This is a genomic window from Aeromicrobium duanguangcaii (genome assembly GCF_024508295.1).
Taxonomy (GTDB): domain Bacteria; phylum Actinomycetota; class Actinomycetes; order Propionibacteriales; family Nocardioidaceae; genus Aeromicrobium; species Aeromicrobium duanguangcaii.
On the sequence record NZ_CP101990.1, the window covers coordinates 616,500 to 642,092 of the forward strand.

Genomic DNA, 25,593 nt, shown 5'->3' on the forward strand with positions numbered 1-25,593 from the left:
CCCACGAGCAACCTCATGTTGTTCTCGGGGCGCGCCCACCCGACGTTGGCCCGCGAGGTGGCCGAGTTGCTCGAGGTCAATCTCGTCCCGACGACGGCCTACGACTTCGCCAACGGCGAGATCTACGTCCGCTTCGACGAGTCGGTCCGTGGCTGCGACGCCTTCGTGATCCAGAGCCACAGCGCCCCGATCAACGAGGCGATCATGGAGCAGCTCATCATGATCGACGCGCTCAAGCGCGCCTCGGCCAAGCGCATCACCGTCGTGCTGCCGTTCTACGGTTACGCCCGCCAGGACAAGAAGCACCTCGGCCGCGAGCCGATCAGCGCCCGCCTCATGGCGGACCTGTTCCTCGCCGCCGGCGCCGACCGCCTGATGACGGTCGACCTGCACACCGCCCAGATCCAGGGCTTCTTCGACGGACCCGTCGACCACCTGCTGGCCATGCCGATCCTGACCCGCCAGGTCCGCAAGCGCTACGGCAACAAGCCGCTCGCGGTCGTCTCGCCCGACGCCGGCCGTATCAAGGTCGCCGAGCACTGGGCGCGTCAGTTCGACAACGCGCCGCTGGCGTTCATCCACAAGACGCGCGACGTCACGCAGGCGAACGTCACCAAGGCGAACCGTGTCGTCGGCGACGTGGCCGGCCGCACCTGCATCCTGGTCGACGACCTGATCGACACCGGCGGCACGATCTGCCAGGCCGCCGAGGCCCTGAAGGCCGGCGGCGCTGCCGAGGTCGTCATCGCCGCCACCCACGCGGTGTTCTCCGGCAAGGCGGTCGAGCTGCTCAAGAACTCCGTCGCGACCGAGGTCATCGTCACGAACACGCTGCCCCTGAACGAGGCGCAGCGCTTCGACAAGCTCACCGTCCTGTCGATCGCGCCGCTGCTGGCGCAGGCGGTCTCGGCCGTGTTCGAGGACGGATCGGTCACGAGCCTCTTCAGCGAATGACGGTCGCGCCGTGACCCTCGGCTCCGTGCTGCGGGCCATGGCCCGGCTCGCCGCCGCCTACGCCGTGGTGGGGGTCGTCGGCGCGCTGGTGCTGGCTCTGCTCTCGGGCGGACTGGACGCCAACACGGTGCTGCCTCTGGTCATGCTCGCCGTGGCCCTGGCATTCGCGGCGGTCGTCATCGTCTTCCTGGCCCGGCTGACGATCTCCTGGCTGGACGGGCGCGTGGGCGACCCCGTCACCCTCGCGATCATGTTCGCCTCCGGTCTCGTCCTGCTCAGTGGCGCGCTGACCGTGTCGTCGCTGGGACTCTTCGGGCTCCTGGTCTCGGCCGTGCTGGCGCTGGCCACGCACAGCGTGCTGACCCGCGCGTGGGCCTGACCGCAGGAGCCGCAGTCGATTTCAGGTCTTCCGCGACGGTGGGCTAGAATCGTGGGGTTGCCTCGGCGAGGGTCCTTGCGGACCGTGATCGACAGGGTGCTCCACAGGAGTGCTGTGTCGAGCGCCGAGACCAGACCCAGACCTTCCAAGGAGAATTCCCCGTGGCCGAGATCAAGCTTTCCGCCGAGCAGCGCACCGAGTTCGGCAAGGGTGCCGCCCGCCGCATCCGCCGCGAGAACAAGGTTCCCGCCGTCCTCTACGGGCACGGCACCGATCCCGTGCACGTGACCCTGCCGGGCCACGAGACGATGCTGGCGCTCAAGACCGCCAACGCCCTGCTGGCCGTCGACCTGGACTCCGAGACGCACCTCGCGATCCCGAAGGACGTCCAGCGCGATCCGCTCAAGGGCTTCATCGAGCACGTCGACCTGCTCATCGTCCGCCGTGGCGAGAAGGTCACCGTCGACATCGCGATCAACGTCGTCGGCGATCCCGAGCCGGGCGTCCTGGTCGTCACCGAGAACGCCAGCGTCTCCCTCGAGGTCGAGGCCACCCACATCCCCACCGAGATCGAGGTCTCGGTCGCCGGTCTGGCGGTTGGCGGACAGGTGCTGGCGTCCGACCTCGACCTGCCCGAGGGCGCTTCGCTCGCGGTCGAGGACGACTACATGATCCTCAACCTGACGCACGCGCCGACGGCCGAGCAGGTCGACGCCGAGCTCGAGGGTGCCGAGGCCGAGGCCGGCATCGAGCGCGACGAGTCCGAGACGCCCGAGCCGGAGTCCGTCGAGGGCTGATGACCTGGTTGGTTGTCGGACTGGGGAACCCCGGTTCGTCCTATGCCGCCACCCGGCACAACGTCGGGTATCACGTGACCGATGAGCTGGCCGCCCGTATGGGCGGCCGGTTCTCGTCTCTGAAGGCGGCCCGCGCCGACGTCGTGTCGGGTCTGCTCTCGGGGCAGCGGGCCGTCCTCGGACGGTCGCGCTCCTACATGAACGAGAGCGGCGGAGCCGTCTCGGCCCTGCTCAAGTACTACGACGTCACCCCCGACCACCTGATCGTCATCCACGACGAGCTGGACCTGCCGCTGGGCTCGTTGCGCTGCAAGCTGGGCGGCGGCGACAACGGCCACAACGGACTGAAGTCGATCCGCCAGTCCATCGGCACCGGCGACTTCCTGCGCGTGCGCTTCGGCATCGGCCGACCACCGGGCCAGCAGACCGTGCACGACTTCGTGCTCAAGCCGTTCGCCAAGACCGAGCGCACCGAGGCCGACATCGTCACGCAGGAGGCCGCCGACGCGGTCGAGAGCCTGATCTCGGTCGGCCTGCAGCAGACGCAGAGCGCCTTCAACTCCTGAGCGTCACGCCGACCGTTGGCCGTCGGCGACCGCCTCGAGCGCCCGGCCCACGGCCGAGACCGTGAAGAACTCCCGCGCCGCCGCGCGTGTCGCGGGGTCCACGTGGGATGTCTCGAGGTGATCGAGGATCGCCCGCGCGAACGCCGGCGCCCCGTCCGCCACCGTGAACTCCGCGACGCACTCCGGCGGGAGCCCGCGCACGCCGAGGCTGCGCGTGACGATCGGCGCGTCCGTCATCAGCATGTCGAGCATCTTCAACTGCACCCCGCTGCCGATCGAGACAGGGTTGACCAGCACCCGCGCGCCGAACAGGTGGGGATTGACCGAGTCGACGTCGAAGTGGGTCGAAACGTTCGGGTGGGCGGCGAGGTCGCGGCGCAGGTCCTCCAATGGGCTCGACCCGACCACCGACAGTGTCAGCTCGGGACGCTCGGCCAGGACGAGGGGCATGACCTCGTCGACGAGCCAGCGCACGCCGTGGACGTTGTTGGGGTAGCGCAGGCCGCCGACGAAGAGCAGATCGGACGGGACGTGGTGCTCCGGCGGCTCGGTGAGGGCAAGCTCGGGCAGCGGTGGCAACCAGCCGATCCGCTCCACGCCCTGCGACTGCCAGAACGCGAGGTCGTCGAGGGAGATGTCGAGCACGAACGCGGACTCGCGCATGAGGTTCTGCTCGTAGTGGCGCAGGCCGATCGTGGCCACGCGCCAGGCGATGCGGTGCCGAAGACGCTTCGCGGCGCGCGCCTGGCGCAGGAGGTAGACGTGCTCGACGTTGTGCGAGCGGTAGGCGATCCGGGCGCCGGTCTCGGCGCTGACCTGCCGCGCCAGCCGGCCGAGCCACGGGCCGTCGAGCCAGACCAGGTCCGGCGCGAACGCCCGGACCTCTCGGTCGACCCGCTCGCGGTCCTGCGGTGCCGGTTCGGCCTTCGCGACGCGCCACGGCAGCCGGGCCATTCCGGCCAGCTGGGCCAGGGTGCGCAGCGGGTGGCGCCGCAGGGGATAGGAGGAGCGTGCCGACAGGACCTCGTCCATCTGCGCGAACTGGTCCGCGGTCGGGGCGAGGGGTCCGGAGGGCTCGTGCTGGTGCAGCAGCATCACGTCGTGGCCGAGGGCGGTGAACGCCTCGATCCGGCGCCAGATGTCGGCGCGTCCGCCTCCTCGCGGAGGAAACGGCACATGGGGCGTGCAGACGAGTATCCTCATGACCCCTCAGTCCTGGCAGTGTGCGGCGAGCGGGCGCCGCGATGTCCGGTGGCAGGCAAGTATACGAACGAAGGAGCGGTCCTGAGTGAGACTTCAGCGCCGGAGTCGGCCCACGCACCTGCGGGTCATGATGTCCTTCAAGGAGCCCACGCCCCGCACCAACCCCTACATCACCCAACTGCGTGACAGCCTCGCCGAGACCGAGGGCGTCACGCCGAGCCCGTGGACGTGGAAGGGTGCGCTGACCGGACCCGTCGACGTCTTCCACGCACACTGGCCGGAGTCGCTCATCGAGCAGCGCGGAGCCGTGTCCACGCTCGGACGACGTGTGCTCTACGCGCTCTTCCTGCTGCGACTGCAGCTGACCGGCGTCCCGGTGGTGCGCACGGTCCACAACGTCGACCTGCCGCAAGGCATCAGTCGGGTCGACCGGTCGCTGCTGCGCTGGACCGAGCGGCTCACGCGGGTCCGCATCGTGCTCAACGAGTTCACGCCCGTCCCGGCGGACCAGCCGTCCGTGCTCATCGAGCACGGCGACTACCGGCGGTGGTTCGCCAAGTACGACGTGCCCGACCCGGTCGCGGGTCGCGTGGTGTTCTTCGGCAAGATCCGCCGTTACAAGAACGTCGAGGGGCTGATCGAGGCGTTCACCGCGATCGAGGACCGCCCCGACTGGACCCTGCGGGTCGTGGGCAGCCCCAGCTCGGACGAGCTCGCCGGCCGGCTGCGCGAGCTGGCCCAGGCCGACCCGCGGATCGGCTTGGAGCTGGGGTTCGTCGAGGACCCCGACCTGGCCCGCGAGGCGGGGGAGGCGACCGTGGTGGTGCTGCCGTACCCCGAGATGCACAACTCCGGCAGCGTGCTGGCCGCGCTGTCGTTCGACCGTCCGGTCCTGGTGCCGGACAACGCGTTCAACCGGGCGCTCGACGCCGAGGTGGGGCCCGGCTGGGTGCTGCGGTACGAGGGCGACCTCACCGCCGCCGACGTCGAGGCCGCGGTGCTCAAGGCCCAGCAGGGCGGAGGCCGTCCCGACCTCGACCGGCGGGACTGGTCGCAGGCCGGACCGCGTCACGTCGCGGCCTATCGGCTCGCGTTGGAGGGCTGAGCGGGGTCGCCGAGTCGGGCGATCTCGTGAACTGTGTGACTGACGTGATCACAGGGTCGCATGTTCCTTGTGGGACCGCGCTTTAGCCTGTAATTTCAGTATTTTTCCGTACGACATGCGTCTCGATGGAACTATCGAATGAGCGTCCCAGCCCTGCTGGAACGTCATCGGATCACTCGGAGCTCGGAGTCCTGTCATGCGTGTCCCCCTGTCGCGTGTTGTCGCCGCGGTCGCTGTGCTGTCCCTCTCATTCGCGGTCCTGCCGGCGTTCCTGGCTCCGGCGCAGGCCGCCGACGACCGGGACCAGGCGCCCATGCTGCGAGAGCGCGCGGGCAAGCCTGTCGTGACTGCCGACCCGCTGGGCACGGTGCAGGTCAACGGCAGCTCGTCGATGGTGTGGGCCCAGGCGATGATCGGGAACACCGTCTACGCCGGCGGCAAGTTCTCCCACGTCCATCCCGCGGGAACGGCCGAGAACACGAACCTCACCGAGCGCGGCAACCTCGTTGCGTTCGACATCCGCACGGGCGTCATGACGTCGTGGAACCCCTCGGTCAACGGCGTGGTCAAGGCCGTGGCGGCCTCGCCCGACGGCGCCCGAGTCTACGTCGGCGGCACCTTCACGGTCGCCAATGGATCCGACCGCTTCAACTTCGCGGCGTTCGACGCCCAGACCGGGGATCTGATCCCGGGATTCACCGCCGCGGTCGGTGGCGCGTACGTGAACGCGATCGTGGCCACGAACGAGGCCGTCTACGTCGGCGGCCTGTTCAGCGCGGGCAACGGCGTGAGCCGCCGGAACCTCGCCGCGTTCTCCCCGTCCGGCTCGCTGCTGGGCTGGGCGCCCACCACCGATCTGCAGGTCGACGCGATGGCGCTCGACCCCACCGGCCAGCTCATCATCGGCGGCCGGTTCGCGAATGTGAACACCACCGCCCAGCGTGGCCTGGCGGCCCTCGACCTCCAGACGGGCGCCAAGCTGCCGTTCGCCGTGGCGGACGTCGTCAAGAACGGTCTCGCCACCGGCTCCAACGCCGGCAACGCGGGCATCTGGGGCCTGAGCGCCGACGAGAACGGCGTCTACGGCACCGGCTGGGTGTCGGCCAACACCGCCACGGGCAACCTCGAGGGCACGTTCGCCGCCGAGGCCGGATCGGGCGCGGTGCGCTGGATCGCCGACTGCCACGGTGACCACTACGCGATCCACAGCGACGGCGACTCCGTATACACCACCAGCCACGAGCACTCGTGCGACTCGATCGGCGGCATTCGCAACGGGCCGTCCAACGGTGACCACACACGGCACGCCTCGGCGTACACCACTGAGGCCGTCGGCAAGGTGATCCGGCCTGAGACCGTCAGTGACATCTACCTCGACTGGTCGGGCAAGCCCGCCCCTGCAGAGTACGACTGGTTCCCGGAATGGCTGGTCGGCAAAGCGTCCGGCAGCGGCCAGGCCGGCTGGTCGATCGTCGGCAACGAGGACTTCATCGCGGTCGGCGGCGAGTTCACCGGCGTGAACAACCGCGCCAACCACGGCCTCGTGCGCTTCGCGAAGGCGCCGGCCGGCGGGTCCCAGACCCGTCCGCTGCTCAGCGGCTCCTCGTGGACGCCCACCGTCAAGTCGGTGCGCCGCGGCGCGAACATCGTCACGATCCCGACGAACAACGACCGCGACAACTCGTCGCTGACCTACGAGTTCCGCCGCGTCGGGCAGTCCCGCCCGTTCGCGACGGTCAAGCAGAAGGCGATCTTCTGGAGCCCCTCGGTCGTCTCGGCGACGGACCCCGAAGCCACCCCGGGCCAGTCCGTCTCGTACCAGGTCAGGACGATCGACAGCGACGGCAACGTCGCCGACAGTGCCCAGGCCTCGGTGACGACCCGCTCTTCGCCGACCCTGGAGGGCTACGCGGCCGCGACCGCCGACACCCGTCCACTCGTCTACTACCGGATGGGCACCGGTACTTCGCTGACCGACGTGATGGGTACGGTCAACGGCTCGGGCGGGTCGATGTCGAACGTGGCCGGCGCGCTGGCCGGCGACGGCGACAACGGCACGCGCTTCACGGGCACCTCGCTGTCGCGGGCGTCCTCCAGCTCGACGATCCCGGTGCCGAACGAGCTGAGCTACGAGATGTGGTTCCGCACGAACGCGACCAACGGCGGTGTCCTGGCGAGCCTCGGCAACAGCGCCAGCGGCAGTTCGAGCACCTACGACCGGTCGCTCTACATGAGTAACAACGGCCGGCTGAACTTCGCCAGCTACTTCGGCGTGTGGCGCACGACCTCCACCGAGGAGTCGTTCAACGACAACGAGTGGCACCACGTCGCGGTGACTCAGAGTCTGGACGGCACGCGGATCTACGTCGACGGCCGGACGGTCGCGTCCGACCAGAACAACCGGTACGGCCGTCGCGCGTTCAACGCGCGCGTCCGCCTCGGCGGCGACAACACGAGCGGGTTCCCGAACCGTCCCTCGAACCAGTGGTTCACCGGCTCGATCGATGAGTTCGCGCTGTACCCGTACGCGCTCACGCCGGCCCAGGTGACCGACCACCGCGACCGCGGCGTCGGAGCCACGCCTCCGGTCGCCGCATTCGCCTCGTCGGTCGACGGCGCGCAGGTCGCATTCGACGCCTCGGGCTCCACGGCCTCGGGCAACCGGACGATCACCGGCTACGCGTGGGACTTCGGTGACGGCACCACCGGCACCGGGGCGACCCCGTCCCACACGTACGACGAGGCCGGTACGTACGCCGTGACGCTGACGGTGACCGACAGTGGCAACTCGACGTCGCAGGTCACGCAGAACGTGAATGTCCACCGCGCGCCGGTCGCCGACTTCACGGCCACGGCCACGGGCCTCGAGGTCGGCTTCGACCCGTCGCCGACGACCACGAGCAGCGGCGCCACGATCGTCGGCCACGCGTGGGACTTCGGTGACGGCGCCACGTCGACGCAGGCGACGCCGGTCCACGAGTACGACGAGGACGGCACGTACGAGGTGACCCTGCGGGTGACGGACAGCCTCGGTGCGGTCTCGGCCCCGGTGAAGCACGACGTGACCGTCAAGGGCTCGGCAACGTTCGCCGCGGACGCGTTCGGCCGGTCGGTCGGCACGGGCTGGGGTGCGGCTGACGTGGGCGGAGCATGGTCGGGGACGGCCGGGTTCTCGGTTTCGGACGGCGTCGGCAAGGTGTCGGTGCCGGCGACGGTGACCCGATCGACCCTGCTGCCCGTCGGGGTCGGCGATGCGGCGTCGACCTTCTCGGTGGCGGTGGACAAGCCGGTGGCGGGCGGCGTGGCGCAGTTCAACTACTGGGTGCACCGCAACTCGACCGGTGAGTACCGGGTGAAGCTGCGCTACCTGGCGGACGGCACGGTCACGGTGTGGCTGACGAAGAACATCGGCACGACCGAGACGCTGCTGGCCGATGGTGGCACCCTCGCTGGCTTCACCCAAGCCGCGGGTGCGGAGCTGAAGGTGAGGGTCGAGACGGTCACCAGCGGCGGCTCGACGACGCTGCGGACCAAGGTGTGGCCGGCTGGTGCGGCCGAGCCGACCGCGTGGCGGGCCTCCACCAACGACGCGACCGCCGCGTTGCAGGCTCCCGGTCAGGTCGGCTACTCCTTCTACGCCAACGGCGCCGTGTCGAACGGCCCGCTCACGTGGGCTGTCGACAATCTGGCCGTGCGGGGCGAGAAGCCGGTGCATGAGGCGCCGGTCGCGAACTTCACGCACGAGTCGACTGGGCTCACCCTCGCGGTGGACCCGTCGGTGAACACGTCGCAGGGCGCCACGGTCGCGAGTTACGCCTGGAACTTCGGCGACGGGTCGACGTCGACGGAACGCACGCCCACGCATCGCTACGACGAGCCGGGCACGTATCAGGTGCGGCTGGTCGTCACTGACAGTGAGGGTGCACAGTCTGAACCGGTCACGAAGTCGGTCACGGTGGCCCATGCGAACCCGACAGCCGCATTCGACGTCACGGCTGCGGAGATGAACGTGGCAGCGGATGCCACGGCGTCGAGCGCCACCGACGATGCGACCCTGACGTATTCCTGGGACTGGGGCGACGGTTCGGCACCGAGCACGGGCGTCACGGCGAACCACACGTACGAGGCGGCCAGCACCTACACGGTGACGCTGACGGTGAACGACAGCCTGGGCGGCACGGCGACGGCGACCCGGCAGGTCCTCGTCAAGCCGACCAGCCTGAAGGCGACCGACGCGTTCGGCCGGTCGGTCGGCACGGGCTGGGGTGCGGCTGACGTGGGCGGAGCATGGTCGGGGACGGCCGGGTTCTCGGTTTCGGACGGCGTCGGCAAGGTGTCGGTGCCGGCGACGGTGACCCGATCGACCCTGCTGCCCGTCGGGGTCGGCGATGCGGCGTCGACCTTCTCGGTGGCGGTGGACAAGCCGGTGGCCGGCGGCGTGGCGCAGTTCAACTACTGGGTGCACCGCAACTCGACCGGTGAGTACCGGGTGAAGCTGCGCTACCTGGCGGACGGCACGGTCACGGTGTGGCTGACGAAGAACATCGGCACGACCGAGACGCTGCTGGCCGATGGTGGCACCCTCGCTGGCTTCACCCAAGCCGCGGGTGCGGAGCTGAAGGTGAGGGTCGAGACGGTCACCAGCGGCGGCTCGACGACGCTGCGGACCAAGGTGTGGCCGGCTGGTGCGGCCGAGCCGACCGCGTGGCGGGCCTCCACCAACGACGCGACCGCCGCGTTGCAGGCTCCCGGTCAGGTCGGCTACTCCTTCTACGCCAACGGCGCCGTGTCGAACGGCCCGCTCACGTGGGCTGTCGACAATCTGGCCGTTGAGTGACCTGCGGCGACTAGTCTGACGGGGTGCAGGCGACGCCTGCACCCCGTGGACGAGTCGATGGGGGTGCCCGCGTTGCCCGTTGCGACCCTCGCCACGCTCGGCGCGGCCGCCATCGTCGGGCTCGGCTTGGTGCTGTTGGTGCAGAAGGCGCCGCGCGCCGCGATCGTGGCGTTCTTGCTGGTGATCGCGTTCGTGCCCACCTGGATCGAGTTACCCCTGGGCTTCATCCGCCCGACGCTGGCCAGCGCCGTGGCGGGTCTGACCGTGATCGGCTTGGCCGCCCGCCGCCCGCGCATGGAGTGGGGACTGCCCGACCTGCTCGCCGGCTTCCTCGTCGTCGCGGCGGCCGGCCCCATGCTCTTCGGCTTCCTGACGCTGAACTCTTTCCTGGGCGTCTTCGTCATCTGGTGTACCGCCTTCGTTGCCGGGCGCCTCGCCCTGCTGGCCGTCGACCCTGGGTGGCTCTATGCGGCGATCGCAGTGATCTTCGGCGTCGTGGCGCTGCTGGCCGTGGTCGAGTTCCAGACCGGATGGCATGCGTTGGCGTCCTGGGGTCCGCAGAACGGGGCGTGGGCGACCTGGGCGCCCATCCAGGAGCGATCGGGGCTGAGTCGCGCCGAGGGTGCCTTCGGCCACTCGATCGCACTGGGCAACTCGCTCGCGATGGCCGCGGTGCTCACGTTGGACGCCGACCTGTCCCGGCGTCTGAGACTGGGACTCATCGCCCTCATGGTGGCCGGCATCGCCGTCACGCTCAGCCGAGGTGCGCTGGTGAGCCTGTTCGTCGGCCTCATCCTGGCGGTGGTCATGCTCAGCCGGCCGCGGGTCAAACAGCTGCGCGCGGGCCTCGCGGCCGCCCTCGTCGTCGCCGTCGTGGCCGGGGCGCCGTTCGTCCTCGGTGTCTTCTCCGAGGCCGGCGACGAGGCCAGCACCAGCGCGGAGTACCGCGGAGACCTCGTGCGCTTGGTCAGCTCGATCGAGCTGGTGGGCCGGTCCTCGGCCATCCAGGAGTCCGCGACCGGTACCGCCAGCGTCGGCGGGTTCCAGTCGATCGACAACCAGTTCCTGGTGTTCGGGCTCAGCTACGGATGGCTGACGGTAGGCCTCGTGACCTGCCTGTTCGCGCTGGGCGCTGTCGCTCTGGTCTCCGGTCGCGGAAGCGTGCCGACCGCGGCTCTCGTGGCGCAGGTGCCCGCGCTCCTGACGGTCGCGTTGATCACGCAGTACGCGGTCTTCGTCTGGTTCGTGTTCGGGCTGGCGTGTGCGGCGGAGCAGCTCCGCCGTCACGAGAGCGTGGCGGAGCCGGTGCCCGTCCTACGGTCGTGAGTCGGGCGCCGGCGCGCGTCACCGGTCGCCGAATCGGGCGACGTCGCCGCCCGGCTCCGGCTGCACCGTGATCGTCACGTCGGAGCTGCGATTCTTCGGCACCCGGAACACGTACAGCCCGTCGGCCTTCTTGCCGGGCTCGACGGTGCGGCTGAAGGGGGAGTACGGGTCCGACGTCAAGGGCTGGGCTACTTGGTTGGCGCCGTAGATCAGGGTCACGGTGACGCCGTCGAGGCTCACGGCCTCGTCGGTTCCGTTGGTGATCCGGACGCGGGCGATGACCGCGTTGCCGCCGACCTCACCGGGGCCGCCGGGCTTGACCTTCTTCGTGCTGGTGCGCGCGATCTCGACCTCGAGCCCGCCGGGCAGGGTGACCGACTCGTCCGGCGCGGCCGTGCGGGTCGACGCCGTGGGAGCGGGCTCCACGGTCTCGTCGATCCGGCCCCCGCCGGGGGCGGCGACCGTCTCGCGATCGGTGGGCGTGCCGCCGGCGTCGCCGTCGCCGCGACTGACCAGCAGGATCGCGGCGACCACGGCCACCACGGCGACCACGGCCACCACGGCGGTGACCAGAAGGGTGCGCTTACGTGTCATCGGCTCGACTCCTCACCCGTTCCGGACCGCCGGGCGAGTACTCAGCCGGGATCCGTCGGCCTCGATTCTGTCAGGCGTGGCGGGCATCCGTGAGGAGTTGAGCAGATCCAACGAGCCCCATTGGTCCCATGCTTCACAGGTTTGCCGTTTGGCCCCGGGCGGGGCTACCAGATCGCTACGATCGTGGCTCCGTACCCAAGGGGGTTCCACCACTCATGCGCCGCAGCGTCAGGATCTTGGGGACCCACGGAGTACCCGGCAACTATGGCGGATTCGAGACCGCGGCCGAGAACGTCGCCCTCCATCTCGTCGACCAAGGCTGGGACGTCATCGTCTACTGCCAGGTCGACGAGGGCGACGGCATCACCGAGGACACGTGGCGCGGCATGACGCGGGTGAAGATCCCGTTGCCGGACCGCAGCTGGAAGGGCACGTCGCGCTTCGACCTGATCTCGATCCGGCACGCAGCCCGCTTCGACGACCTGTGCCTCACGTTCGGCTACAACACGGCCATCTTCAACACGTGGCAGCGACTCAAGGGCATCCCGAACGTCATCAACATGGACGGCATCGAGTGGTCGCGCTCGCGCTGGGGCAAGGCCAAGCAGGCCATCTTGTGGATCAACGAGCGGATCGCCTGCTACGTGGGGAACCACCTGATCGCGGACCACCCCGAGATCGCGACCTACCTGCGCACGCGCGCCAAGGACCGCAAGATCACGACCATCACGTACGGCGCGGCCACGGTCACCGAGGCCGACCCGGCGATCCCGGCCGAGCACGGCCTGACGCCGGGCACGTACCTCACGCTCATCGCCCGGCCCATCCCGGAGAACTCGATCCTCGAGCTGGTCGAGGGCTTCTCGCGCCGCGACCGCGGTGTGGACCTGGCCATCCTGGGCGCCTACGACCGGAGTGATCCCTATCATGCGCAGGTGCTCGACGCGGCCGGCCCGCGCGTGCGCTTCCTGGGCCCGATCTATGCGCCTGAGCAGGTGCAGGCGCTGCGCTTCCACAGCCGCGGCTACCTGCACGGCCACACGGTCGGCGGCACCAATCCCTCGCTGGTCGAGGCGATGGGCTGCGGCAACCCGATCGTGGCCCACGACAACGTCTACAACCGCTGGGTGGCGCAGGACGCCGCGCTGTACTTCCGCACCGGCGACGACGTCGACGCAGCATTGGGGACGCTACTCGACTCGCCGGAACGGGCTGGCGAGCTCGCCAGGAACGCCCGCGACCGCCACCGGCAGGAGTTCACCTGGGCGCACGTGGCCGGGCAGTACGAGTCGTTGCTGGAGCAGTTCTTGCCGCGCGTCGGGGGACGACGCCGGCTCGGGAGGAGTGGAGTATGACAAGGATCGGAGTCGTCGGCGCGGGGAAGATGGGGATCTCCCATCTGTCCATCCTCGGCGCGCACCCCGACGTGGAGATCGCCGGCGTGTGCGACCAGTCGGGCTACGTGCTCTCGGTCCTGGGCAAGTACTCGGGGTTCCCGACGTATTCGACCGTGGACGAGATGATCGAGTCGGCGCAGCTGGACGCGGTCGTGTTGGCCACGCCCACCCGCTCGCACGCGCCTCTCGTGCGCCAGTGCGCGGAGGCCGGGCTCCACGTCTTCTGCGAGAAGCCGTTCACGACCGAGGCGAGTGAGTCGCTGGCGTTGGCGGAGCTCTTCCGCGAGCGCGGACTCGTCGGCCAGGTCGGGTACCACAACCGCTTCGTGGCGGCGTTCCAGGAGGTCAAGTCGATCTTGGACGCGGGGCTGCTGGGCAGGGTCACGCACGTGCTGGCCGAGTCCTACGGGCCCGTGGTGCTCAAGCCGCAGGGCTCCACGTGGCGCACGCAGAAGTCCGAGGGCGGTGGCGCCCTCTACGACTACGCGGCGCACCCGCTCAACCTGCTCAACTGGTACTTCGGCGATGTGACCCGCTCTGCGGGCTCGGTGCTGGGCCAGGTCTTCTCGCGCCAGACCGACGATGAGGTCTACAGCAACCTGTGGTTCGGCGACGGCACCACCGCGCACCTCTCGGTCAACTGGAGCGACGAGTCGCAGCGCAAGATGACCACGAAGTTCACGATCTGGGGGACCGGCGGACGACTCAACGCCGACCGCCAGGAGGTCCAGCTGTACCTGCGGGCCGGGGCGCCTACGGGCAGCGGCTACCAGGAGGGCTGGAATGTCAGGTACACGACCGAGCTCAGCGAGCCGGTCGAGTTCTACCTGCGCGGCGAGGAGTACTCGGCCCAGCTCGACGCCTGGGTCCGGCGCATCGGAGAGGGAGCCGTGGCGGGGGAGAACGACTTCGCCTCGGCTGCCGCGACGGACGTGGCGATCCAGGCCCTGCTGCGACCCGAGGGCGCCGGAGACGACGCCGCCGCCCTCGCACCCGTGAACGGAGCCGCGGCACCCCGATGGTGGGCGCGGTGGCGGCGACGGAAGGCGATCCGATGACCACGATCGACAGGCTCCTGTTCGGGGACAACCAGTTCTTCGGCGTCAACCACATGTCCGAGGAGAAGGCGCGTGCACAGCAGATGCGCTTCCAGGACATCGGCGCGGTGCAGTCCGTGCTCGACGCGGCGTACGACGAAGGCATCCACACCTTCATGTGCACCACGCACGACCGGGTGGCCCAGATCGCCGACCATGTGCGCGCGCACCCCGACCGCTACGGCGACTTCAGGTTCTTCCCCTGCATGCCGTACGCGCACAAGTACGCCAACGCCGTCACCGAGGACGGCATGATCGGCGCGATCAAGCGCTTTCTGCCCGATGACGGGTTCCTCGACGCGGCCTTCCGGGGCGGGAAGTCGTTCGCACGCAAGGACATCGAGGGCATCATCACGCTGCTGGTGGACGCGGAGATGAAGATGTTCGCCGGGTTGTCCACTCCGGTCATCTGGCTGCAGAACGTGGTGGTCGACCTGCTGCTCGGGCTGCACTTCGACGAGGCGTTCCGCATCTTCCACGATCACGTCCGGTCGAAGTACGGGGCCGAGCCGGGGTTCATCACGATGAACGCGCCCCTGCTGGCGTCGCGTCTGGCCGGACTCGGTCTCGAGCGGCCGCTCATCTGCGCCAACTACAACAAGATCGGCTTTCGGATGTCGGGGGGCCAGGACGCCTACCGAGCGATGCTCGAGAGCGGGGATGTGCGCTTCGTCGCGATGTCGGTCCTGGCCTCGGGAGCCATCGCGCCGCGCGAGGCCATCGAATGGGTGTGCACCCAGCCGGGCGTGGAGTCGATCGTCTTCGGCGCCTCGAGCCGGGCCAACATCCGTGCCACCCGCGAGCTGGTGGACACGTTCTGGGGGGACGCTCGGGTCGATGCGCGTCCTGTATGACACCTACTGGTGGACGTCCGGGCCGATTTCAGGGCGGGTGGTCGTCCGCGAGATCCTGCGGGCTTGGCGCGACGAGTTCCCCCAGGACGAGTTCGTCCTGGCGGTGCGGCCGCGCGATCGCGCGGCCGTGGCGGCGGAGTTCCCCGGGTGCCGGCAGGTGCGGATCTTCGGGCGGCCGCACGGCATCGCGACTCTGACGCAGTACGCCTTCCACGCCCGCCGGCACGGCGTGGACCTCGCATACACGCAGAACTTCGCGCCCCCGGGCGTGTGGTCGGCGATCTTCGTTCACGACGTGATGTACCAGACGAACCCCGAGTGGTTCACCCGACCGGAGCGCGCGTACTTCTGGCTGATCCCGTTCTTCGCCCGCGGTGCCGACCTGGTCGTGACGTCCTCGCAGAACGAGGCGCGCCGTATCCGCGACCACAACCCGCGCCTGCGCCGGGTGGAGCCCGTCGGCCTCGCGGTGGCCAGCGCCCTGACCGACGCTGACCCGGTGATGCCCGAGGTCGCACGCGGTCTCGACGGGTTCGTTCTCACGGTGGGCCGGCTCAACGTGCGCAAGAACCTGGGAATCGCGCTGTCGGGCGCTCTCGCGTCCGGGCGACTGACCCCGCAGCGCCCCCTCGTCGTGGTCGGTGGTGAGGACGGCCGGTCCGCCGACCTGCCGGCCGGGACCGCGTGGGCGGTCGAGCAGGGACTCATCCGCTTCGTGCCGCGAGTCTCCGATGCCGAACTGGCCTGGCTCTACACGAACGCGGACCTGTTCGTCTGCCTGGCGCTCGACGAGGGCTTCGGGCTGCCCCCGGTCGAGGCCGCCCATTTCGGTACCCCGGTCGTGGTCAGCGACATCGCGGTGTTCCGCGAGAACCTGGGCGACCACGCGATCTACGTCGACCCTCACGACGTGGAGGCCGTGGCCGAGGCGGTGCGGTCCGCGCCGCGTGACCGCCTCGACGTGCGCGGCTTGTTCCCGACGTGGCACAACTGTGCGCGCAACCTGCGCGAATCGATCTGGAAAGCCCGACAGAATCTCGAAACATGATCTTCATCACGCCGTAGTTTGGGGTTCCCGTCGCGGTTCTATATTCTTGCGAAGGTTTTGTGATCCTCCTGCCATTCGGGGGCTGGCGGTTGCTGCCCGGTAGCGTCCCCCGATGTTGCCGCACGACAACGTGGTTCACACCACTGGAGGCACTCAGTGCGCTTCTCGATCCCTGCACGCCGACCCACCCAGGACGCGGTCGCGTCCGCCAGCTCAGTCGGTCACCGCCGACGGACCCCGGAGCCAATGCGGGAAGGCCCCCGCACCAGGGTCGTGAGGCGGGTGGTCCTGGCGGGTACGGCCTTGCTGGTGAGCACGGTCGTCGTCTCGGCGTCCAGCGCCACGGCCGAGTTGGAGGACGACTTCACCCGTACCGTCGCGAACGGCTGGGGACGATCGACCTCGGGCTTGGACTACAAGTACCCGTGGGGCACCCCGCGCGGGGTGCTGAGCACCAACGGCAGCCAGGGCGTCGTCGATCTCGCCAGCGGCACCGGGTCGCTCGTCGAGGCGGGCGTCGACTTCCGTGACGTCACGACGTCGGCGAGGTTCGCGGTCGAAGCGATGCCGGCCAAGGGCAACGGCATCGGCCCGACTCTGCACACGCGCGTCGGCTCGTCCGGCGCCTACCGGCTCGTCACGCGGTTCGCCGCGAACGGTCGCGTGGCGGTGTCGCTGGACCGGATGACGGCGGGTCGCGCCGTCTCCATGCTCGCCACCCAGTCCTCGTCGTGGACCGTGGCGGCCGGGGAGCGCGTCACCTCGACCTTGACGGTGACCGGCACCGACCCGGTCACGCTGGAGGGCCGGGTCACGGCTCCCGGCGGCCAGACCGTCCAGCTGAAGCAGCAGGACGCCAGCGCCTCGCGCATCGAGTCGGCCGGACCGGTCCGGCTCGAGACCTACCTCTCGTCGGGTTCGCCGCGGACGAAGCTCCTGGTGGACGATTGGACGGCCAAGGCCGCCACCGCGCCTGCGCCCAGCCCGGCGCCCACGCCGACGGCGGCTCCCAGGCCGACGCCCGTACCCACGCCAACTGCGGCTCCCGCGTCGACGCCCGCCCCCACGCCGACCCCGGCTCCCGCGCCGACGGTCCCGGCAACGGAGAGCGGCTCGAGCGCGTCGGACGCCGGATCGGTGCCGCTGGGCCAGGCCCGATACCCGGTGCCGGCTGGTGCGGTGTTCGTGTCGCCGTCGGGTTCGGACTCGAACAAGGGCACGCAGGCGGCTCCGTTGAGGACGATCACGCGGGCCACCTCGGTGACTCCGGCCGGTGGCACGATCGTGCTGCGTGGTGGCGAGTACCGCGAGTCGGTGATGATGCCGGGGCACAAGGCGCTGCACATCCAGAACTACCCGGGTGAGGCAGCGTGGCTGGACGGGTCGCAGGTCGTGACCGGCTGGGCGAAGTCCGGCAGCACGTGGGTGCGCTCGGGGTGGACCGCCGAGTTCGACAGGAGCCCCACCTATACCCGTGGCAAGGCTGATGGCACGGAGCCGGGGTGGCAGTTCGTGAACCCGGCCTATCCGATGGCCGCGCATCCGGACCAGGTGTTCGTCGACGGCAAGCCGCTGCAGCAGGTCAAGTCACGTGATCTGGTCAAGGCCGGCACGTTCTATGCCGACTATGCCCGCGACGAGCTGGTCATCGGTTCCGATCCTGCGGGCAGGACCGTCCGCGCCAGTGACCTGGTCCTCGGCCTGACGGCGACTGCTCCGGGGTCGACCGTGCGTGGCATCGGTGTTTTCCGGTATGCCAACTCCGTCCCGGACAAGGGCGTGCTGCGTCTCTACGCCGCGAACCAGACGGTGGAGAACGTGATCGTCAGTGACAGCGCCACGCAGGGCATTGCGCTGCTGGGCTCGAACATCACGCTGCGCAAGGTGACCAGCTCGGACAACGGCCTGAACGGCATCGAGACGTCCAAGACGAACAACCTGATGATCGATCGGGTGCGGGTGGAGCGCAACAACCGTGAGCGGTTCAATCCGGCGCCGGTGGCCGCGGGCATCAAGGCTCACACCACCCGTGGCGGCGTGATCAAGGACAGCGTGTTCAGCAACAACCACGCCAACGGCATCTGGTTCGACGTGTCGAACCACGACATCAAGATCTGGAACAACGACGTCTCGGGCAACTCCGACGACGGAGTGATCCTCGAGCTGTCGCAGAAGCTGCAGGTGATCAACAACCGCATCGTCGGCAACGGCGTTCAGGGTCTGTTCCTGCTCGACTCCGGCGACGCGCAGATCTGGAACAACACGATCATCGGCGGCACCGACCCGGTCCGGATCCACGACACCCCCCGCAACGCGAAGGATCTGAACTCGGCGCCCTACGGCTATGACCCGCGTCAGCCGAAGCCGGACCCGACGGTCACGTGGGAGGTCTTCAACATCGAGATGAAGAACAACGTCATCGGTGGGCAGAAGGGTGGCTGGTGTGGTGTGTTCTGCCTGCTGAACGACTCCGACTCGCGCACCGGGGCGCAGATGGCCAAGGTCGACGGCAACATCTACCAGCGCACCAGCGCCACGGCTCCCAAGGAGCTCATCCGCTGGTCGGGCGGCAAGGGCGTCAGGACCAACTACGGCTCACTCACCGCGTTCCGCACCGCCGTCGGCGGCCAGGAGACCTCGGGCACCGAGGTCGCCACCACGGTGTCGGCGCTGACGTCGATGTTGACGTCGGTGCTGCCCAAGGCGGGGGTTCCGATCCCGGCATCGGTCGCTTCGGTGATCGGTGTCCCTCACGGCACCGTACGAGTCGGTCAGATCGACTGACCCCACACCCGTCGCGGGTCACCCGCGCCGGAACCTCCGACGAGCGGCCTCGCGCACTGCCAGCGCGAGGCCGCTCGCTGTTCCGCCTGCCCGCCAGTCGTTCGGCCGACCACCACCACCGAGCCCCGATCGGATTTCGCCCGCAATCGGAAGCAATCTCGACGCCGCACGCGTCCTGCAAACCACTTGTATCCCCTCATTAACACATGTCACACTCGTCGCATGCGTCCCCCCCGGACCACGGGCTGTCTCTTCAGCGTCAGCATCCTCGTGGCGTGCCTCCTCGCGTTCGCAGCGCCGTCGGCCCAGGCTGCCCCTGCCCGCGGCCAGATCGCCTCGGGGGTGACCCCCGCCGCTGCGGTGAAGCAAGCCCAGGCTCCGAAGCTCCGTCTCGCCGTGTCGCGTTCGAAGGTCTCGCCCGGCTCCCGCGTCCCCTTCCGCGTCACCAACGGCACCAACGTCAAGCGGCCCGTGCGCATCCAACGCTGGGATCCGCGCAAGCGGGTCTGGCGCACGGTCGCCACCCGTACCGTGAAGCGGACCACGCGGGTCACCCTCAGGGTCCCGAAGGGCACGTGGCGCTACCGCGCCGTGGCACCGACGACGAAGATCCGTCCGGCCACGAAGGTCACGCGGATCAGAGCCGTTCGCTCCCGCGTCGTCTCAGTGCGCGGCATCGTGACCCGCAAGCCCGCCCAGCCGGCACCGCGTCCCACCGAAGCCCCGGCGCCGGGTCCTGAGCCGTCGGCTGTTCCGGGTCCTGAGCCGTCGGCCGCGCCGGGTCCCGAGCCGACCGCCGTCCCGTCTCCGACTCCGTCGCCGTCGGTTCCTGTGCCGAGTGGTGGGTCGAGTGACGCGGGATCTGTCGCGTTGGGCGAGGCGAGCTATCCGGTGCCGGCTGGTGCGGTGTTCGTGTCGCCGTCGGGTTCGGATGCGGGCAAGGGCACGCAGGCGGCTCCGTTGAGGACGATCACGCGGGCCACCTCGGTGACTCCGGCCGGTGGCACGATCGTGCTGCGTGGTGGCGAGTACCGCGAGTCGGTGATGATGCCGGGGCACAAGGCGCTGCACATCCAGAACTACCCGGGTGAGGCAGCGTGGCTGGACGGGTCGCAGGTCGTGACCGGCTGGGCGAAGTCCGGCAGCACGTGGGTGCGCTCGGGGTGGACCGCCGAGTTCGACAGGAGCCCCACCTATACCCGTGGCAAGGCTGATGGCACGGAGCCGGGGTGGCAGTTCGTGAACCCGGCCTATCCGATGGCCGCGCATCCGGACCAGGTGTTCGTCGACGGCAAGCCGCTGCAGCAGGTCAAGTCACGTGATCTGGTCAAGGCCGGCACGTTCTATGCCGACTATGCCCGCGACGAGCTGGTCATCGGTTCCGATCCTGCGGGCAGGACCGTCCGCGCCAGTGACCTGGTCCTCGGCCTGACGGCGACCGCGCCGGGCTCGTCGGTCAAGGGGATCGGCTTGTTCCGGTTCGCGAACTCGGTGTCGGACAAGGGCGTGCTGCGCTTGTGGGCTTCGGACCAGACGGCGGAGAACGTGATCGTCAGTGACAGCGCCACGCAGGGCATTGCGCTGCTGGGCTCGAACATCACGCTGCGCAAGGTGACCAGCTCGGACAACGGCCTGAACGGCATCGAGACGTCCAAGACGAACAACCTGATGATCGATCGGGTGCGGGTGGAGCGCAACAACCGTGAGCGGTTCAATCCGGCGCCGGTGGCCGCGGGCATCAAGGCTCACACCACCCGTGGCGGCGTGATCAAGGACAGCGTGTTCAGCAACAACCACGCCAACGGCATCTGGTTCGACGTGTCGAACCACGACATCAAGATCTGGAACAACGACGTCTCGGGCAACTCCGACGACGGAGTGATCCTCGAGCTGTCGCAGAAGCTGCAGGTGATCAACAACCGCATCGTCGGCAACGGCGTTCAGGGTCTGTTCCTGCTCGACTCCGGCGACGCGCAGATCTGGAACAACACGATCATCGGCGGCACCGACCCGGTCCGGATCCACGACACCCCCCGCAACGCGAAGGATCTGAACTCGGCGCCCTACGGCTATGACCCGCGTCAGCCGAAGCCGGACCCGACGGTCACGTGGGAGGTCTTCAACATCGAGATGAAGAACAACGTCATCGGTGGGCAGAAGGGTGGCTGGTGTGGTGTGTTCTGCCTGCTGAACGACTCCGACTCGCGCACCGGGGCGCAGATGGCCAAGGTCGACGGCAACATCTACCAGCGCACCAGCGCCACGGCTCCCAAGGAGCTCATCCGCTGGTCGGGCGGCAAGGGCGTCAGGACCAACTACGGCTCACTCACCGCGTTCCGCACCGCCGTCGGCGGCCAGGAGACCTCGGGCACCGAGCTTCTTGGTGGGCTGCCCGCGTCGCTGCCGAATGCCGGGGTGCCGATCCCGTCCGCGGTGGCGTCGGTGATCGGCGTTGCTGGCGGCACGCTCCGGGTCGGTCGGATCGACTGACCCCGCACCCGTCGCGGGTCACCCGCGCCGGAACATCCGACGAGCGACCTCGCGCACTGCCAGCGCGAGGCCCTCGGTGGTGCCACGGCTGACCGCTCGGAGCCCGCTGCGGGACTGCAGGAGCTGACGGCGCCCGCCCTGCATGAGGATGAGCCAGCTCTGGCGTGGTGTCTTGAGGATCCACACGAGGAGGTCGCGTGTCCCGAGGTGACGGGCGGCGAACAGCAGCCGGTTCCGCGCGCAGTACTGGTAGTAGAGGTCCGACTTCGCCCGCGAGGTGAGCTTCTCCTGCGTGCCGTTCTCGTCGTGAATCGCCTGGACGTCCTTGAGCACGTCCAGGTGGGCACCGTGGCGCGCGGCTCGGACGCTGAAGTCGACGTCCTCCCAATAGAGAAAGTAGTCCTCGTCGAAGCCGCCCACCGCCTCGAACAGGCGAACCGTGAACGCCATGCAGGCGCCGCTGATCCACGGCCACGTGCGCGGCGGCGGGCTGGTGACGTCGTCGATGCGCAGCATCCGGCCGGTGTCGAGGCGCACCGCCGAGCCCCAGAAGTAGATGTCGCCCGTGGACGTCGCCACGACGGGGGACACCAGCGCGAGCGGGTCGTCGGCCAGGCCTCGTCGGATCGCCTCGATCGCCTCGGCGCCCAGTCGCGCGTCCGGGTTGAGCAGGATCACGGCCTCGTGGCCGAGCTCCGCGGCCGTGTGGACGCCGAGGTTCACGCCACCGCCGAAGCCGAGGTTGCTCGGCGCCTCGACGAAGGCCCAGTCGTGGGTCGCCGCGAGCTCGCGCGCGGCCTCACGGTCGGCGGCGGACTTGAGGTTGTCCACCACGACGACCGGCACCTCCCCGAGCGCGGCCGTGTTGGTGCCGAGCAGCTCGTGGGAGCCGTAGTTGACGACGACGACGGCCAGGCTCACGACGGGTCCCCCGAGCGGGCGCGGCCGGTCGGCGCGGTGACGGCGGTGCGCCGCCGCGCGGCCAGACGGGTGCGGACCCTGCGGACAGTCATCGTCCGCAGGTATGCCCCCTTGAACCGGACGATGAACCACAGTCCCGCGGTGGTGGACGACCAGAGTCCGCGTACCGCCCAGAGGCGGGCGAACGACCGCGACGAGGTCAACGTCGCCTTGGCGAGCGCCTTGCGGTGGATGCCCAGGAACGGCGAGTCGAGATGGTCGAGTGCCGCGAGGTCCTCGGCGATCCCCCGCGGCGTCCGGCTGGGCCAGATGGTGGTGGAGCGGACGGTGGACCCGTCGATCTCGGCGTCCAGGCTGCCATCGCGGGCGATGATCCAGCCGGCGTAGAGCGGGAACTCGAGCAGGCCGGCCCGGGCGAACTCCTGCGCGAAGGGAAGCCCGCTGCGCCGTTCAACGTCGGAGACGAGGTCGGCGCACACGTCCCGCGACACCACGACCGGCGTGTGGGTGACCATGAAGTGATCGAGCCACTCCTGCGGGTCGACGCCCACGTACCGCAGGACGTCGGCCACCCGCTGTTCCAGCGCGTGGCCCCGGTAGGTGTGGCTGGCGCCGCGGGCGCGGCCGTCCTCGGCGAGGAACGTGCTCCGGTCCGTCGGCTGGATCCAGTGGTTCTTGGCGTCGAGGACGAGGAAGTGGCTCGTGTCGATCTCGCGATGGACGATGAGCTTGAGGACCTGCTGACCAACCCAGCCCGGCAGCGTCGGCAGGTCGGTGAGGTCCTGCGGGCGGACGAAGCGGACCCGATCGCGCCACGGGCCGAACTGGCGCAGCAATCGTTCTTGCGTGCGACGTGAGACCCCGCGGTGCGTGTTGTCGATGACGACGATGCGCTCGAACTCGCCCGGAGCGTGGTACCTGACCAGTGAGCGAGCCTGCAGCTTGAGCAAGCCGATCTCGGCCTCGAAGAAGACGGTGACCATGCTCAGGGTCGCTCCCGCCGCCGCCATGGACGAAGCGTAGCGTCCGGCGACCGGTCGGGGGACTCGTTTTTTACGCCGACGACAGCGCCCATCTCAAGTACCCTGTGACAGTCGCGCCGCCGGGCCGGAGAGGGAGTGGACCGTGGGTCTCATGCAGTTCCTCCGCGTCCTGGTCAAGCACTGGGCGCTGGTCGTGATCCCGTTCCTGCTGTGCGTCCTGGGCACGTTCGTCTTCTCCAAGCAGGCGACGCCGCTCTACACGGCCTCGGCCAGCAGCTACTTCACGCTGCCGGTCGGTCAGTCGGGCACCGATCTGTTCCAAGGAGCCAACTACACCCAGCAGCAGCTCGGCTCTTACGCGCAACTGGCCTCGACGCCGCTCATTTTGGACCCCGTGATCGAGGACCTCGGTCTCGACACCACACCGCGGATGCTCAAGAACCGGATGACGGTCTCGGTCGTGCCCGACTCGGTCCTCATCACGGTCGCCGTCGAGGACGAGGACCCCGACCGTGCCGCGGCGATCGCGAACCGCGTGACGAAGGAACTGGCCACCGCCACCGCCGCCCTGGCTCCCCGCCTGGGCAACGGCAAGCCCGCCATCTCGGCCACCACGGTCGCCAAAGCGACGCCGCCGGAGGGGCCGTCGTCGCCCAACACCAAGCGGAACATCCTCGCCGGTGCCCTCGTGGGCCTGTTCCTGGGCGTCCTGCTGGCGCTCGCCCGCGAGCTGCTGGACACCCGTGTCCGGTCCGCCGAGGACCTGCCCGAGGGCCTGCCGGTTCTGGCGGAGGTCGAGCGCGGACGGGTCATCCGGCCCGGCAGCGGCGATCAGTCGCACAAGAACCACGCCCAGTTCATCCTCGACGAGGCGCTGCGCCGTGTGAAGACCAGCCTGCGCTTCATCGACGTCGAGCGGCCCGCCCGTGTCATCGCGCTGAGTTCGAGCATCTCGGGCGAGGGCAAGACCAGCCTCGCGATCCAGTTCGCGCGCGTCCTCTCGGAGGGCTCGGGCGCGGTGCTGCTCATCGAGGCAGACCTTCGGCGCCCTCGCATCGCGTCGCGCCTCGGCGTCGACAGCGGCATCGGCCTCTCGGACGTGCTGGCCGGCTCGGTCTCGGTCGAGCAGGCCGCGCAGAGCGCCCTGACGCCGGGGTTGTCGGTGCTCACCAGCGGCAGCGCCGTTCCCAACCCGGCCGAACTGCTCGCCAGTCAGGCGATGGGATCCTTGCTGGCCAGCCTGCGCATGCGGTACGAGTACATCGTCATCGACGCGCCTCCCGTGCTTCCCGTCACCGACGCCTCCGTCCTGGCCACCCAGGTCGACGGCACGCTGCTGGTGGCGCGGTACGGCAAGGTCACCCGCGCCCAGCTCGCGACGGCCGTGGAGACCCTGCGCCAGGTCGATGCACGGCTGCTCGGCGTCGTGATCAACGCAGCGCCGGGCGCCTCGCGCCGTCGCGCGAAGCACGCGACGTACTGGTACGCGACCGAGCACTGAGACGCCGGCTGCGCTCAGTTCGCCGAACGAGAGGCCGTTAACGGCAGGGCGAACTACAGTTCACCGCATGGAGTTGATCTCGGGCGACTCGGCGTCTTCAGACGTGTTCACGCTGGTGGCCGTGTGCACGGCGAACGTGTGCCGGTCGCCGGTCATGGCCACCGTCCTGTCGCACGCCATGGAGCCGTACGCAGGTCTCGCCGGGTCCGGGGTCTACGTCACGAGTGCCGGAGTCACCGCCGCCACGGGCGCTCCCATCGACGCGCGGACGGCCGAGGCGCTGTCCCAGGCGGGCTTCGCGTTGCCCGAGACCGTCGCCACGCAGTTGGAACGCGACCAGGTGGCCTCCGCCGACCTCATCCTGACGGCATCGCGCCGACACCGGGCGACGATCGTGCGGATGATGCCGCAGGCACGGGACCGGACGTTCACGATCCGAGAGTTCGCGCGCTACTGCGAGTTGCTGTCCAGCGACTCGATCGAGGGCGTCGCGGCTCCCGATCGGCTGCGCAGCGTCCTGTCGCAGGTCCAAGAGATGCGCGGGTTCGACCTGCCGTCGCGGCCCCACGACGACGACGTGGCCGATCCGATCGCCGGCTCGCGCCGTGTGCACCGCAAGGCCGTCAGGACGATCGTTGCCGCGGCCGAGTCGATCCTCGCGGTGGTCGATGCCCGCGCGCATGACCTGACGGCGGGCACGTCGAGCTCCCGCACGGGCTGGGACACCCTGCTCGAGTTGGCGCGCGCCGTGCGCTGA

19 protein-coding genes are annotated in these 25,593 nt (G+C 69.5%); 15 read left to right on the plus strand and 4 right to left on the minus strand.

Features of this window, described 5'->3' with window-relative positions; translation table 11 throughout:
* The first annotated feature begins 15 nt into the window (after positions 1 to 15).
* The 4 genes from NP095_RS03115 (at position 16) to pth (ending at position 2,696) form a co-directional block, all read left to right on the plus strand.
* Entirely contained in the window at positions 16 to 954 is a 939-nt protein-coding gene (locus NP095_RS03115) for a ribose-phosphate diphosphokinase (protein WP_255668979.1), read from the plus strand.
* Between the two features lie 10 nt (positions 955 to 964).
* Positions 965 to 1,333, plus strand: a complete 369-nt coding sequence (locus NP095_RS03120) for a hypothetical protein (RefSeq protein WP_232417449.1) — start codon at positions 965 to 967, stop codon at positions 1,331 to 1,333.
* Between the two features lie 161 nt (positions 1,334 to 1,494).
* A complete protein-coding gene (locus NP095_RS03125; RefSeq protein ID WP_232417448.1) occupies positions 1,495 to 2,130 on the plus strand; it encodes a 50S ribosomal protein L25/general stress protein Ctc in 636 nt (211 codons plus the stop codon).
* On the plus strand, positions 2,130 to 2,696 hold the full coding sequence (pth, locus tag NP095_RS03130) for an aminoacyl-tRNA hydrolase (protein ID WP_232417447.1): 567 nt from the start codon (positions 2,130 to 2,132) through the stop codon (positions 2,694 to 2,696). The genes NP095_RS03125 and pth overlap by 1 nt, the downstream gene beginning before the upstream one ends.
* A gap of 3 nt (positions 2,697 to 2,699) precedes the next feature.
* On the opposite strand, the gene NP095_RS03135 is transcribed toward pth, so the two are convergent.
* The gene (locus NP095_RS03135; RefSeq protein WP_232417446.1) at positions 2,700 to 3,899 is read right to left on the minus strand and encodes a glycosyltransferase; all 1,200 of its coding nucleotides are present in this window, start codon (positions 3,897 to 3,899) and stop codon (positions 2,700 to 2,702) included.
* Between the two features lie 85 nt (positions 3,900 to 3,984).
* Here NP095_RS03135 and NP095_RS03140 point away from each other — a divergent pair, with 85 nt between their 5' ends.
* The 3 genes from NP095_RS03140 (at position 3,985) to NP095_RS03150 (ending at position 11,167) form a co-directional block, all read left to right on the plus strand.
* Positions 3,985 to 5,004, plus strand: a complete 1,020-nt coding sequence (locus NP095_RS03140; RefSeq protein WP_232417445.1) for a glycosyltransferase — start codon at positions 3,985 to 3,987, stop codon at positions 5,002 to 5,004.
* A gap of 196 nt (positions 5,005 to 5,200) precedes the next feature.
* A complete protein-coding gene (locus tag NP095_RS03145; protein ID WP_256766113.1) occupies positions 5,201 to 9,841 on the plus strand; it encodes a PKD domain-containing protein in 4,641 nt (1,546 codons plus the stop codon).
* A gap of 45 nt (positions 9,842 to 9,886) precedes the next feature.
* Positions 9,887 to 11,167: a hypothetical protein gene (locus NP095_RS03150; RefSeq protein ID WP_232419605.1), complete on the plus strand. Its 1,281-nt coding sequence runs from the start codon at positions 9,887 to 9,889 to the stop codon at positions 11,165 to 11,167.
* Between the two features lie 18 nt (positions 11,168 to 11,185).
* Here NP095_RS03150 and NP095_RS03155 read toward each other — a convergent pair whose 3' ends face one another.
* Entirely contained in the window at positions 11,186 to 11,761 is a 576-nt protein-coding gene (locus NP095_RS03155) for a DUF4352 domain-containing protein (RefSeq protein WP_232419604.1), read from the minus strand.
* A 215-nt stretch (positions 11,762 to 11,976) separates the two neighbouring features.
* Between NP095_RS03155 and NP095_RS03160 the strand changes: the two genes are divergently transcribed.
* From NP095_RS03160 to NP095_RS03185, 6 genes are all read left to right on the plus strand, one after another.
* Positions 11,977 to 13,116, plus strand: coding sequence for a DUF1972 domain-containing protein (locus NP095_RS03160; RefSeq protein WP_232419603.1), 1,140 nt, complete (start codon positions 11,977 to 11,979; stop codon positions 13,114 to 13,116).
* Positions 13,113 to 14,216: a Gfo/Idh/MocA family protein gene (locus NP095_RS03165; RefSeq protein WP_232419602.1), complete on the plus strand. Its 1,104-nt coding sequence runs from the start codon at positions 13,113 to 13,115 to the stop codon at positions 14,214 to 14,216. The genes NP095_RS03160 and NP095_RS03165 overlap by 4 nt, the downstream gene beginning before the upstream one ends.
* On the plus strand, positions 14,213 to 15,109 hold the full coding sequence (locus NP095_RS03170; protein WP_232419601.1) for a hypothetical protein: 897 nt from the start codon (positions 14,213 to 14,215) through the stop codon (positions 15,107 to 15,109). Before NP095_RS03165 ends, NP095_RS03170 begins: the two co-directional genes overlap by 4 nt.
* Positions 15,093 to 16,157, plus strand: coding sequence for a glycosyltransferase family 4 protein (locus tag NP095_RS03175; protein WP_232419600.1), 1,065 nt, complete (start codon positions 15,093 to 15,095; stop codon positions 16,155 to 16,157). The genes NP095_RS03170 and NP095_RS03175 overlap by 17 nt, the downstream gene beginning before the upstream one ends.
* A gap of 309 nt (positions 16,158 to 16,466) precedes the next feature.
* On the plus strand, positions 16,467 to 18,941 hold the full coding sequence (locus tag NP095_RS03180; RefSeq protein WP_232419599.1) for a right-handed parallel beta-helix repeat-containing protein: 2,475 nt from the start codon (positions 16,467 to 16,469) through the stop codon (positions 18,939 to 18,941).
* 222 nt (positions 18,942 to 19,163) lie between these two features.
* Positions 19,164 to 21,431: a right-handed parallel beta-helix repeat-containing protein gene (locus NP095_RS03185; protein WP_256766114.1), complete on the plus strand. Its 2,268-nt coding sequence runs from the start codon at positions 19,164 to 19,166 to the stop codon at positions 21,429 to 21,431.
* 18 nt (positions 21,432 to 21,449) lie between these two features.
* On the opposite strand, the gene NP095_RS03190 is transcribed toward NP095_RS03185, so the two are convergent.
* Both NP095_RS03190 and NP095_RS03195 read right to left on the minus strand, forming a co-directional pair.
* Positions 21,450 to 22,352 (minus strand): glycosyltransferase family 2 protein, encoded by a 903-nt coding sequence (locus tag NP095_RS03190; protein WP_232417409.1) that lies wholly within the window; start codon positions 22,350 to 22,352, stop codon positions 21,450 to 21,452.
* Positions 22,349 to 23,362: a DUF6492 family protein gene (locus tag NP095_RS03195; protein ID WP_232417408.1), complete on the minus strand. Its 1,014-nt coding sequence runs from the start codon at positions 23,360 to 23,362 to the stop codon at positions 22,349 to 22,351. Before NP095_RS03195 ends, NP095_RS03190 begins: the two co-directional genes overlap by 4 nt.
* Positions 23,363 to 23,486: 124 nt before the next feature.
* On the opposite strand from NP095_RS03195, the gene NP095_RS03200 reads away from it, so the two are divergent.
* Positions 23,487 to 24,836 (plus strand): polysaccharide biosynthesis tyrosine autokinase, encoded by a 1,350-nt coding sequence (locus NP095_RS03200; protein ID WP_232417407.1) that lies wholly within the window; start codon positions 23,487 to 23,489, stop codon positions 24,834 to 24,836.
* Positions 24,837 to 24,903: 67 nt separating this feature from the next.
* Positions 24,904 to 25,593 (plus strand): arsenate reductase/protein-tyrosine-phosphatase family protein, encoded by a 690-nt coding sequence (locus NP095_RS03205; protein WP_232417406.1) that lies wholly within the window; start codon positions 24,904 to 24,906, stop codon positions 25,591 to 25,593.